Here is a 12,402-nt window from a genome sequence, read left to right as displayed (position 1 = left end):
CGGGTCCCGTCAGGTCATCCAGGCCGCCCGGCCTGGTGGTCCAGCACGACGGTGTCATCACGTCGGTGATCGCCTTCGAGATCGCAGGTGAGAGGATCAAGCGCTGCTGGGCGGTACGGAACCCCGAGAAGCTGCGGCCCTGGACGACGTGCTGACGACTGACGCGCATGGCTCCGCTTCGTCGCCGGTTTCGCTGCTTATATCGCGCGAAGGGTATTTTGCGGTCTTTGTCGTGCGGTAAACTAACGAAGTGAGCCAAGGCGCTCTCTTGAGCACGTAGTTGCTCAATATTCAAGCGGGCGACGATGATCGCCGACGGTCGGATGGGGTGGGGCAGGAGATGGGTCGCAGTGTTCGCGCCGCCTGGATCCCCGTGACCGGTATCTCCCGCGACGGCGCCGAGGTGCGTGCCGCCAGGGTCGTACGCGTGGACAACACGCCCCGCGACAGCGTGCCCGATACCGACGGCACCACGACGAGCAGCCCGCGCCGCTGACGCATCCGGAGTCTCAACTCCGTACGTCCCGCGCCCAGTTGTTGTCATCCCGCCTGCCCTACGGCATGAGTGTCGCGCGCCCGTGTCGCGCTGCCGTGTCCGCATCCTGCCGGCGAGCCGCCGAACTGTCGGCGACCCGCGCCGGGCCGTAGGCCATCGACCCGACGAGGGAGAGCAGATGACCACCCAGGAGATTCCCGAGCAACTCCTCCACGGCTACGCCGACATTCTCACGGGGGCGGCGGCTACCGGCCGCCGTCTGACCCGCGAGGAGCTGACGTCGCGCCGGGCGCTCGGCGCGCAGGCCGCCAACGCCGGATACGCGTGGCGCGTCCTCATACGCGAACACCTCAACGCCACCCGGATCCACCGTCCTGCGACCGGCGACCCCGACCACCTGCTCGCCACCGCCGAGCAGGCCATCGACGCCTTCGCCGAAGGCTACGAACACGCACAGCGCCAGGTCGTACGCCAGGAGGAGGTCGCCCGGCGCGAGCTGATCGACGATCTCCTTTACGGGCGTGGGGACTTGGGCCACCTCGCCGCACGTGCCGAGCGATTCGGTCTCCGGCTCTCCCACGCGCACGCCGTGGCCGTGGCGGAGGGCCTTTCCCCCTACGACGAGACCGATCCCGTGGCGCGTGACGTGGAGAGCGAACTGGTCGGCCGCTTCGGCGACCGCGACATCCTGCTCACCACCAAGGACGGCCGCCTCGTGTGCATCGCCCCCGCCGGCCAGGACGAGGTGCTCGCCTACTTCGCCAAGCGGGCGCACGCCGCCACCGACGGCGGCCGCATCGCCATCGGGCGGCCCCAGCCCGGGTCCACGGGCATCGCCCACAGCTACGAAGAAGCCGTGAGCACCCTTGAGCTCGCGACGCGCATGGGATTCGACGAGCCCGTGCTGCGCGCCGCCGACCTCCTGGTCTTCCCCGTACTCGCCCGTGACCGGCAGGCACTTGTGGACCTGGTGCTCAACACCCTCGGCCCGCTGGAAGAGGCGCGGGGCGGAGCCGTCCCCCTGCTCGAGACCCTGTTCGCCTACTTCGACACGGGGTGCGTGGCGGCCCAGGCGGCGCGGCAGTTGTCGCTGAGCGTACGAGCTCTGACGTACCGCCTGGAGCGCATCCGCACCCTCACGGGGTCCGACCCCGCCGACCCCCTTGACCGCTACACCCTGCAGACGGCGGTCATCGGCGCGCGGCTCCTCGGCTGGCCGGCCACCTCCCTGTGAGGCGGCCGGCGTGAGGGTCAGTCGGTGACGTCGATCTTGCCGTTCAGCTTGGTGGAGGTCGTACCCGCCGGTGCGGGGGACTTTCCGCCGGTGATGCCCTTGAGGAGTTCGGCGACGTCGACGCCCGTGGTGGAGCTGAGGAGTTCGACGCCCTGGGCGACGTTGTCGGCGACCGTGCGGGAGAGCTGGCTCGCGCCGTCCGTGGAGATCACGGTCATCTTGTCGATCGCGCTGAGCGGTTCGGACGCCTTGGCCACCACGCTGGGCAGGACCTCGACGAGCATCTGAAGGACCGCCGCGTCGCCGTACCGGTCGAACGCGTCGGCCTTCTTGCGCATCGCCTCCGCCTCGGCGGCACCCTTGGCGCCGATCGCGGCGGCATCGGCCTCGCCCTCCAGACGTACGGCGTCGGCGAGCGCGGCACGCTGGGCCTTCTCGCCCTCACCGGTCAGACGCGCCCGGTCGGCGTCGGCCTCTGCCTGCTTGACCATGGAGACGCGGCGGGCCTCCGCCTCCTGCTCGGCCTGGTAGCGGGCGGCGTCGGCGGGCTTGCGGACCTTGGTGTCGAGCTCGCGGTCGGTCAGGGCTGCCTGCCGCTGGGCGACCTTCTCCTGCTCGGTGAGGACCTCCTGCTGGCGGGCGGCCTCGGCGAGGGGCCCCGCGGCCCCGGCACGTGCGGACGCCTCGTCGGTCTCGGCCTTGATCTCGGCCTGCTTGAGGTAGAACGTCCGCTCCGCGACGGCGATCTCCTCCGCGGCCTTGAGGCGGGCCTGCTCGGCGGCACGGCGGGCGACGGCCTCGGCGATGTCCGCCTCCTGCCGGGCACGGGCGGCCTCGGGACGGCCCAGGTCCTCCAGGTAGGAGCCCTCGGTGGTGATGTCCTGGATCTGGAAGGCGTCGAGCACCAGGCCCTGCCCCGACAGGCTCGCCTCGGCCTCCTCGGCGACCTGCCCTGCGAAGGCGGCCCGGTCGCGGATGATGTCCTCCACCGACATCCGGCCCACGATGGAGCGCAGCGCGCCGGAGAGCACTTCCTGGGTGAAGCCGACGATCCCGCCCTGCTGGGCGAGGAAGCGCTGGGCCGCGGCGCGTATGGAGTCCTCGGTGCCGCCGACCTTGACGATCGCGACGCCCTCCAGGTTGGCCTTCACCCCGCGCAGCGTGACGGCGCCGCGCACCGCGATGGGGATGTGTCGCGAGGAGAGTTCGAGCGTGAACTTCTGCTGGACGAACGGGACGACGAAGACGCCGCCGCCGACCACGACCTTCTGGCCGCTGTTGTCGAATGCGATGCGGCCGGTGTCGGGGTCGGTGGACTTCTTGCCGCGCCGCCCGGTCACGATGAAGGCCTCGCTGGGCCCGGCGACCTTGTAGCGGGTCACGACGACGAGTGCGAGCAGCACGAGGAGTACGACGACTCCGATGACGGCGATCAGAACTGGACTCATGGTGAATTCCCCCCTGCCTCCCGGAGGGCGGCAGATCGGTGATGTGGTACGTGGGGCCGGGTGTGTACGTGGGCGCGAGCGGTGCTCAGCGCTGCACGGGGCGGACCGCGACCGATGTCGGCGAGAGCGCCGACTCCACCCAGATCTCCGTGCCGCGCGTGACGGCCGCGGCGCTCCTGGCGGAGAACTTCACTGGCTGACCGCCCAGTTGGAGCAGCACCTCGCCGTACCCGTCGACCGGGATCGCGGTGACCACGGCCCCCGCGGTGCCCACGAGGTCGTCGCCCCGTGGAGTGGCAGCGGTCTGATCCCGCATCAGGGCGCGGCTGAACTTCCAGGTCAGTAAGGCCGCTGCCACGCCGACGACGGCTCCGACAGCGGTGGCGCCGCCCGCGCCGAGCCCGGTCGTGCCGAGCACGATCGCGCCGCCGAAGCCGAGCATGGACACGAACCCCGCGATGACGGGAAGGGACAGCAGCCCCTCGAAGAGCCCGTCGAGGAATCCGATGCCGTCGAAGAGTCCTTCAAGAACCCCGCCGAAGACGAGGGAGAAGACCAGCAGGGCGATTCCCGCGATGCCAAGGCCCAGGAAGACAGTCACCGGAGCACCTCCCCAACTTGCCGGATGTCTCGGTGTGGTCGGGATCGTCGCATGCGGGGGAGATCGCGCACATTGCCACGATCCGGCAATGATCAGCCTTCTTTCATGCCGGTCCGTGTTCCCGTCCCGTGCGCCGGTCCGTGTCTCGCCTCAGCCGGTCCGGCTCTGGGCGCGCCGACCGAGGAGTTCCGCCAGGCCCTGGCGTGTCGCGGCCAGGACGACGCGGTCCTGGGAGCGCAGTACGTATCCGGGGTGGAGGTCCCAGACGAGGCCCGCCGGGCGGTCGGTGTCCTCGTCGGGCCGGGTGGCCGTCAGGTCGGGGAGCCGCTCGTCCGGTGCGGTGGAATCCAGGGCGATGACCCGCCAGACCCCGGGCCTGAACGATTCGGCGATGGTCCGCCCCTCCAGCTGACGGAGTCCGGCGACGTCCAGGGCGGCGAACAGGAGCACCCGCCGCTCGACGGGGATCGCGCCCAGGATCTGCCGCCCCATCATGGCTCCCGCGAAGGCGGGGGCGGCGAGGGTGGAGACGCTGCGGCTGCGCGTGAGGGCCTGCGGGTGGGCGGTGCGCAGGGTGCGGTAGACGGCGGTGGCGAAGGTGTCGTCGTACAGCCGAAGGGCCACGCGCACATTGGGCTTGATCGAGCGGGCGTACAGGGCGGCTTCGAGATTCGTGGTGTCGACGCTGGTGAGGGCGAGCAGCGCGTGTGCGCGGTGGATCTTGGCGGCTTCCAGTACACCCTCGTCCGTGACGTCGCCGACGACCGTGGGCACGCGCAGGCGGCGGGCGAGCGGGATGCCGCGCGCCTCGGGGTCCTCCTCCACGCACACGACGGGGATGCCGAGTTCGCGCAGGCGGGCCAGGACGCGGGTGCCGACCTTGCCGAGGCCGAGCAGGACCACGTGGCCGGAGAGGCCGCGCGGAGGACGGCGCAGGGAAGAGGCCGTGCGGAAGGTTCCGAGAGCCTCCAGGACGGCGGCGAACAGTACCGGCAGGAGGAGCAACCCGGCCAGACCGGACAGGAGTTGAAGCACCTGGCGGGCGGTGGACTCGCCGATCGCGGGGTCGTCGATGGCGAACAGGTCGAGCAGGGTCAGATAGGCGGCGGCCAGCGGATGGGCGTTGCTGGTCAGCCAGTTCGCCACCGCGAGGCCGAGCACACAGGCCAGGAGCCCGGCCACCGACCAGCGCAGGCGGGGCGAGAAGAGCGAGCCGAACGGAAGTCCGCGCGCGGCCAGGCGGCCGGTCGGCCGGTCGGGCCCGGCGTACGAGACGGCCTTCAGGACCACGGTTCCCCTGCCCGTGGAGGAGCTGACGGTGCTGTCGTCGGGCAGCAGCAGCGGCCCGTCCTGGCCGCCGTCGTCCGAACCCTCCGAGCCCGCGGGGTCGTTGGTGGTCGACGAGAGCACGGCGAGCGTGCACAGGCCGGGGTCGGCGGTCGCCTCGCGGCCCTGCGGGTCGCGTTCCACGGCGCGCAGGAGCAGTCCGTCGGCCTGGACGACCTTGCTGGTGCCCGCGACGGCGGTGGCCGCAAGGGCGGGGGCCGCGGTGTCGGCGTCGGAGAGGACGGTGGTGGAGGCGTTCACCTCGGTCGGGTCCAGGCCGGGGAAGGCGACCGATGCGGCCTGGTCGAGGAGATCCTCCAAGTGCTGTCCCAGCTTGCGGTTGTAGAGCCTGATCACGATCCGCAGACGGGGATTGAGACGGCGGGAGACGAGCGCGGCGTGGATGTTGGTCTCATCGTCGTCGTACACGAGGGCAAGGGCGGCGGCGTCGTGCACGCCCGCGTCCATGAGGGCCGCCTCGTCGGGCTCCGGCGCCTCCATGACGCGGGGGACCTCGGGCCGCGTCGCCCCGTCCGCGCCGCCGGGCGTACCGGCCGCGCGCGCCATGACGGCCTGCATCCGGCCCAGGAGGGCGGTGGCCCGCGCCCGTCCGGCCGGTCCCGATCGTTGGCCGTCGACCGGCGGCGTGGAGGGGACGACGACCGTCACCCGCTCGCGGTACACCGCGCGCAGTTCGGCGGCGAGACGCTCGGCGAGGGCGTCGTCACCGCACACGATCATGTGGCCGCTCTGCGCCGGCCGCTGAGCCTGACGGGGGAGCGGTGTGCCGTCGTCCGGATCCGGATGGCGGCGATCCGGATGGCGGCGGACAGGCTGCGGGTTCCCGTGGCTCACTGCTCGTCCTCTCCTGTGCCGGTGCCCACGCCGGACTCTGTGCCGACGCCCGATGGCAGCAGCGAACCACGATTGATCATGAGAACCAAGGTAGTTGGCGTACGGCGCTGTCGCGATCAGGCCGACCGGGAGCATGATTGTCGCCGCAACAAGTCGGGGAAAGCGGCGAGGGCTTAAGGAGTCCGGCATGGATCTCAGACGTGTTCCGCAGACCGATCCGGCCGCCTGGTGACCGGCATCGTCCCCACGGGGCCGCCCGCCTCGGAGCCCGGCGCGATGTCACAGACCGTCGCCGACGACGGCCGCGTCGAACTGCTCCCCGGCGCCTTTCCGGAGCACAGCCGCTTCGCCAACGACGACCTCAGGCCCATCCCCCTCTCCGAACGCCACTGGAGCACGTACAACTTCGCCGCCCTGTGGGTAGGCATGGCCCACAACATCCCTTCCTGGACGCTCGCTTCGGGCCTGGTCGCCCTCGGTATGGACTGGCGCCAGGCCGTCTTCACCATCGCGGCGGCCAACGTGATCGTGCTCGTGCCGATGCTCCTGACGGGACACGCGGGCCCGAAGTACGGCATCCCGTTCCCCGTCCTCGCCCGAGCCTCCTTCGGCCTGCGCGGCGCGAACCTGCCCGCGCTGATCCGGGCGGCCGTGGCCTGCGGCTGGTTCGGCATCCAGACCTGGATCGGCGGCCAGGGGATCTACGTCCTGCTCAACAAGGCCTTCGACGGCGCGTGGAGCGACGAGTCGCAGATCGGCGGCTACCCGTGGCCGCTGTGGCTCTGCTTCGTGCTGTTCTGGGCCCTCCAACTCGCCATCATCCACCGGGGCATGGAGGCGCTGCGGCGCTTCGAGAACTGGGCCGCGCCCTTCGTCCTCGTCGGCGCCGTCGTGCTGCTCGTGTGGATGGCCGACAAGGCGGGCGGCTTCGGCCCGCTGCTGGACCAGCCCTCCACACTGGGCTGGGGCGCCGACTTCTGGCCGGTGTTCTTCCCGGCGCTGATGGGCATGATCGGCTTCTGGTCCACGCTGTCCCTGAACATCCCCGACTTCACCCGGTTCGGGAAGGGGCAGCGGGCGCAGGTGTGGGGGCAGACGCTCGGCCTTCCGACCACCATGACCGCGTTCGCGCTCCTGTCCGTCCTGGTCACCTCCGGCTCGCAGGCGGTGTACGGGGAGCCGATCTGGGAGCCCGTCGACCTGGCCGCCAAGGCCGACAACGTCTTCGGGCTGCTCTACGCCCTGGTGACGGTCCTGGTCGCCACGGTCTCCGTGAACATCGCGGCCAACGTGGTCTCACCCGCGTACGACCTCGCGAACCTCGCCCCGAAGTTCATCAACTTCCGCACGGGCGCGCTCATCACCGGCGTCGTGGGCGTCCTCATCTTCCCGTGGAAGCTGATCGAGACGCCCGAGCTCTACATCTTCGTCTGGCTTGGCGTCGTGGGCGGCCTGCTCGGCACGGTCGCCGGGATCCTGATCGCCGACTACTGGGTGGTGCGGCGGACGGTCCTCGACCTCGCCGACCTGTACCGGCCCGAAGGGCGCTACTGGTACACCGGCGGGTGGAATCTGCGGGCCGTCGCGGCCTTCACGGTCGGGGGCCTGCTCGCCGTGGGCGGATCGCATTCGGCACCGGGGAAGGGACCCTTCCCCGAGGACGGGTTGATCCCGGTCCTCAAGCCGCTCGCGGACTACGGGTGGGCGATCGGGCTCGCGTCGGCGCTTGTCGTTTATGTGGGGCTGATGGCGGTGGGCAGGCGCGAAGGCTCCGGAGCAGGCCGGTCGGCGGCCTAGACTGGATTCTTGCGTACGAGACCCTCGTACGCGTGAGTCCGGGCGCGGAGGGAGGACGACCGTGGAAGCAGACGGAGCAGTCGGAGTGGACGGCACCGGCTTCAGTGATCCATCGGCCGATGTCCTCGCCGAGGCGGCCGCGGCATTCGGTCTGCTCGCCTCCTCCGCGCGGCTGCACATCGTGTGGGCGCTCGCGCAGGGCGAGAGCGACGTGACCGGTCTCGCGGACCGGGTCGGCGGTGCGCTGCCCGCGGTCAGCCAGCATCTGACCAAGCTGAAGCTCGCCGGTCTCGTCCGCTCCCGGCGCGAGGGCCGACGCCAGGTCTACTTCGTCGACGACGCGGACGTGGTGACCGTGGTGCGCCTGATGGTCGGCCAGCTGACCGACCGGGCCGACCGCGTCGACCAGGCCGACGGTGCCGATCATGCCGCGCAGTCTCCCGGACGCCGGCTCCGCGGCCTTGGCGCCTGAGGCCGCTGCCGGTGGGCTCACCTCACTGGAGGTGCTGCGCCATGTGGACAGCGGCCCGCGCGGCCTGACCGACGCGGAGGCCGAGCGGCGCGGTGCCCGCTTCGGCGAGAACACCCTTCCCGACCGGCGTGCGGTGTCGTGGCCGCGGCTCTTCGGCCGCAGCCTGCGGGATCCGTTCACCGCGGTGCTGCTCTGCCTCGGCCTGGTGTCGGCCACCGTCGCCTCCTGGGGCACCGCCTGCGTGATCCTGTGCCTGGTCGTCGTCAGCGGAGTGCTGCGGACGTCCGGTGAGCACCGCGCCGACCGGTCCATGACCGCACTGCGCGCACTGGTGGCCACCACCGCGACCGTGCTGCGCCGCGCGGAGCGGGACGAGAGCCCCGAGGAGCGGGAGATCCGGGTCGAGGATCTCGTGCCGGGAGACGTGGTGCGGCTCGGCCCCGGCGACCTCGTCCCCGCCGACGTACGACTGCTGCGCGCGAGCGGCCTGAGCGTGCGGCAGGCGGCGCTGACGGGGGAGTCGGCGCCGGTGCCCAAGGCCGCCTCCGACGTGCCGGGCCCGCACCTTCCCGAGGGAGCCTTCGAGCAGCCTCATCTCTGCTTCCAGGGCAGCAGCGTCGCCTCGGGCAGCGGCACCGCGGTGGTCGTCGCGACCGGGGCGCGGACGCGGTTCGCCGCCGCGCACGGCAGGCACGGACGGCGGCGCGGGCCGAGCGCCTTCGACCGCTCCGTGCACGGCATCTCCTGGGTCCTCATCCGGTTCATGCTGCTGACCCCGCCGCTCGTCCTGATGGCCAACGCCGCCCTGCGCGGGCGCGGCCTGGAGACCCTGCCGTTCGCGGTCGCCGTGGCGGTCGGCCTGACGCCGGAGATGCTGCCGGTCATCGTCACCATCTGCCTGGCGCGCGGGGCCTCGCTCCTGGCCCGTACGCACGGGGTGATCGTCAAAAGGCTGCCCGCACTGCACGACCTCGGCGCCGTCGACGTCCTGTGCCTGGACAAGACCGGCACGCTCACCGAGGACCGCCCCGTCCTCGACCGCACCCTTGGCGCCGACGGCAGGGCCGCCCCCGAAGCGCTGCACTGGGCCGCCGTCAACTCCTGGTGGACACTCCAGCTCGCCGAGCTGCCCGCCGCCGATCCGCTCGACGACGCGGTCCTCGACGCCGCGGACGACGGCGGTGACGGGGCGATGCGCTACGACGGCATTGCGGCGCTCCCCTTCGATCCCGTACGCCGCCTCGCCACCGCCGTCGTACGCGGCCCCGGAAGCCTCGGCACCCACACGCTCGTCGTCAAAGGTGCCGTCGAGGCCGTCCTTGAACGCTGCGTGCTCGACGACTCCGAGCGCGAGCGGCTCCTGTCCCTCGCCGCCCACGAGGCGGACGGCGGCCTGCGCCTCCTCGCGGTGGCCACCGCGGAGCGGCCCGCCCGCACCCGCGCCTACACCCCGGCCGACGAGCGCGGCCTGACCTTCCGCGGCTTCCTCACCCTGCGGGACACACTCGCCCCGACCGCCGCCACCGCCCTGCGGGACCTCGCGGAGAGCGGCATCACCGTCAAGATCCTCACCGGTGACCACCCGGGGACGGCGGAGCGGGCCTGCCGCGAACTGGGGATCGGCGCGGGAATCGGTGCAGGAATTGGCGCGGGAATCGGTGCGGGCGGAGTCCTCACCGCCGACCGCATCGACACCCTCACCGACGAGGAACTCGCCGACACCGCCGGGCGCACCACCGTCTTCGCCCGCTGCACCCCCGAGCACAAGGCACGCATCACCGAGGCGCTGCGGTCCCGCGGGCACACCACGGGGTTTCTCGGCGACGGCGTCAACGACATGCCCGCGCTGCGGGCCGCCGACGTCGGCATCGCTCCGCAGGCCGCCGTGGACGTCGTACGCGAGAGCGCCGACGTGGTGCTCGCCGACAAGGACCTCACCGCGATCGGCCACGCGGTCCTCGCGGGACGCCACAGCAGCGGAAACATCGCCACGTATCTGCGCGTCACGCTCTCCTCGAACCTCGGCAACGTCATCGGGATGCTCTGCGCGGGACTCCTGCTGCCGTTCCTGCCGATGCTCCCCGCGCAGGTCCTCGTGCAGAACCTGTGCTTCGACGCCGCGCAGCTCTCCTTCGCCTACGAGCGTCCGCATCCGGCGGTCCTGCGCCGCCCCACCGTGCTGCGGCCCCGCGCCTTCCTGCGCTTCATCACCGGCTTCGGCGCGCTCAACGCCCTCGCCGACCTCGCCACCTTCCTCCTTCTCGCGCTCGCCCTGCACGGCCCCGGCGCCGTGGACGACCAGGCGATGTTCCACTCCGGGTGGTTCACCGAGAACCTGCTGACCCAGGGCCTCGTGATGCTGCTCCTGCGCACCGGCCGCCGCCGGGCCGAGGGCAGGACGCCGGGCCCGGTCGTCCTGTCGGTGGCCGCGCTCGCCGCCGTCGGACTGCTCCTCCCGCTGTCGCCACTTGGCCCGCTCCTGGGCATGACGGCTCTGCCGGGCCCGTACTACCTGCTTCTCGCGGTCGTGCTCGGTCTCTACGCGGCCGCGCTCGCGGCAGCTCGGCGGCGCTGGGACGTTCAGCCGTAGTCAGCCGTAGGAGAGGTCGGAGCACGGGTTGTCGTCGGCGGAACGGGCGTCGTCGGCGACCTTGGAGGGAACGGACTCCGGCCTACCGGATGCGGAGGCGGAAGGGGAGGGGGCGTCGGCGTACGACTGGCCGAGAGTGACGGTGAGGCCGGACGCCGTCGCGGACTCCAGTTCCGCGCCCGGGAACAGGCGGGCCACGGACTTGGCCCTGGCCTGCTCGCCGGGGCCGTACGCGATCACGGTGGTGGCGTGGTCCTGGGTGCCGGCCGTCGCGGTGCCGGTGACCTCGAAGTCGTGCTCGGTGAGGGTCTCGGCCGCGCGGGCGGCGAGTCCGGTGACGGTGGTGCCGTTCTGCACGGCCACGGCGGCGCCGTCACCGGAGACCGGCGCGGTGGCCGTCGCATCTCCGGAGGGCGTCTTCTTCTTGCCGTCCTTGCCGGTCTTGCCGTTCTTTCCGCTGGCGTCCGTCCCGTCCAGCGTGCGGTCGTTCTTGAGCGACGCCCACAGCGCGTCGGCGTCCGGCTGGACGATGGCGACCCGCGAACCCTTGTACCGCCAGGGGATGGTGACGAACTTGGTGTTGCTCAGGTCGATGTCCTTCAGGGACATCGCGAACGAGATGAGCTTGTCGGCGGAGCCGAGGCCGGGGTCGACGGTCATCGAATTCGTCGCGGCGTCCGCGAGCGGAAGCAGCTTGGTGGGAGTGAGGCCGTCACTCTTGACCTTCTTCAACAGGCTTGCAACGAAGGCCTGTTGGCGCTTGATCCGGCCTATGTCGGAGCCGTCGCCGATGCCGTGCCGGATGCGTACGTAATCGAGGGCCTTCTGGCCCGACACCTCCTGCTCACCCTCGGCGAAGAGGCGCTTCCCTTGGGTGGCGCGGTTGGGATTGAGGTCGCGCTGATAGATGTCCTGCGGCAGGCACACCTTCACCCCGCCCACCACGTCCGTCAGCTCCGAGAACCCCTTGAAGTCGACGACGACGGTGTGGTCGACGCGCAGTCCGGTGAGGTGTTCGACGGTGTTCTGGGTGCAGGCGGGGTTGCCCTTGGCGGTCTCGCCGACGGAGTACGCGGCGTTGAACATGGCGTTCGACTGTTCCTTGGTCCAGCTTCCGTCCGGCAGCTTGCAGGGCGGGAGGTCCACGAGGGTGTCGCGGGGGATCGAGACGGCGACGGCGTGCCGGTGGTCGGCGTAGACGTGAAGCAGGAAGGCGGTGTCGGAGCGCCCGATGTCGCTCTTGTCGCCTCCGCCGAGCGCGCTGTTCCCGTCGGTGCGGGCATCCGAGCCGATGACCAGGACGTTCTCGCCCTTGGAGTCGTCCGCGTCGGGCCGGTCGCCGGATACGCCGTCCGCCGCGAAGGTGTCGATGTTGCCGTTCAGTCTGAAGTACACCCACCCGGCGCCGGCCGTCACGAGGACAAGGAGCGACAGGCCGATGCAGAGCATGAGCCGCGCACGGCTGCGCTTGCGCCGACGGCCGCGTACAGCTGCACGGTGGCTGGTGGTCATGGGTGCGCCCTATCCGTCCGAGTCGTTCCGCCTTCATGGAGAGGGACCTCCCGGCCCGCCCCATGGTTGTA

9 protein-coding genes are annotated in these 12,402 nt (G+C 71.4%); 5 read left to right on the top strand and 4 right to left on the bottom strand.

Translation table 11 applies throughout. The features are described from left to right. The first annotated feature begins 340 nt into the window (after positions 1-340). Positions 341-496: a hypothetical protein gene (locus ACWFRJ_RS12830; protein WP_453528219.1), complete on the top strand. Its 156-nt coding sequence runs from the start codon at positions 341-343 to the stop codon at positions 494-496. A 178-nt stretch (positions 497-674) separates the two neighbouring features. Next, positions 675-1,730: a PucR family transcriptional regulator gene (locus tag ACWFRJ_RS12825; protein WP_453528216.1), complete on the top strand. Its 1,056-nt coding sequence runs from the start codon at positions 675-677 to the stop codon at positions 1,728-1,730. 17 nt (positions 1,731-1,747) lie between these two features. On the opposite strand, the gene ACWFRJ_RS12820 is transcribed toward ACWFRJ_RS12825, so the two are convergent. The 3 genes from ACWFRJ_RS12820 to ACWFRJ_RS12810 all read right to left on the bottom strand — a co-directional run bounded on the left by ACWFRJ_RS12820 (position 1,748) and on the right by ACWFRJ_RS12810 (position 5,846). Beyond that, on the bottom strand, positions 1,748-3,178 hold the full coding sequence (locus tag ACWFRJ_RS12820; RefSeq protein WP_453528213.1) for a flotillin family protein: 1,431 nt from the start codon (positions 3,176-3,178) through the stop codon (positions 1,748-1,750). A gap of 85 nt (positions 3,179-3,263) precedes the next feature. After that, a complete protein-coding gene (locus tag ACWFRJ_RS12815; protein ID WP_453528210.1) occupies positions 3,264-3,779 on the bottom strand; it encodes a hypothetical protein in 516 nt (171 codons plus the stop codon). 150 nt (positions 3,780-3,929) lie between these two features. Beyond that, a complete protein-coding gene (locus ACWFRJ_RS12810; RefSeq protein WP_453529612.1) occupies positions 3,930-5,846 on the bottom strand; it encodes an NAD-binding protein in 1,917 nt (638 codons plus the stop codon). Between the two features lie 390 nt (positions 5,847-6,236). Here ACWFRJ_RS12810 and ACWFRJ_RS12805 point away from each other — a divergent pair, with 390 nt between their 5' ends. The 3 genes from ACWFRJ_RS12805 (at position 6,237) to mgtA (ending at position 10,819) form a co-directional block, all read left to right on the top strand. Beyond that, a complete protein-coding gene (locus ACWFRJ_RS12805; RefSeq protein ID WP_453528207.1) occupies positions 6,237-7,757 on the top strand; it encodes an NCS1 family nucleobase:cation symporter-1 in 1,521 nt (506 codons plus the stop codon). 61 nt (positions 7,758-7,818) lie between these two features. Continuing rightward, positions 7,819-8,229, top strand: a complete 411-nt coding sequence (locus ACWFRJ_RS12800; protein ID WP_453528204.1) for an ArsR/SmtB family transcription factor — start codon at positions 7,819-7,821, stop codon at positions 8,227-8,229. Further along, on the top strand, positions 8,183-10,819 hold the full coding sequence (gene mgtA, locus ACWFRJ_RS12795) for a magnesium-translocating P-type ATPase (protein ID WP_453528201.1): 2,637 nt from the start codon (positions 8,183-8,185) through the stop codon (positions 10,817-10,819). Before ACWFRJ_RS12800 ends, mgtA begins: the two co-directional genes overlap by 47 nt. Here mgtA and ACWFRJ_RS12790 read toward each other — a convergent pair whose 3' ends face one another. Next, positions 10,820-12,331 carry an LCP family protein gene (locus ACWFRJ_RS12790; RefSeq protein ID WP_453528198.1) on the bottom strand — a complete coding sequence of 504 codons (1,512 nt, stop codon included), beginning with the start codon at positions 12,329-12,331 and terminating at the stop codon, positions 10,820-10,822. Positions 12,332-12,402 lie beyond the last annotated feature (71 nt).

The sequence above is a fragment of the Streptomyces sp. NPDC055239 genome, assembly GCF_053606205.1.
Note: the sequence above shows the minus strand (reverse complement) of the source record. Positions and strands in the feature narration are given on the sequence as shown.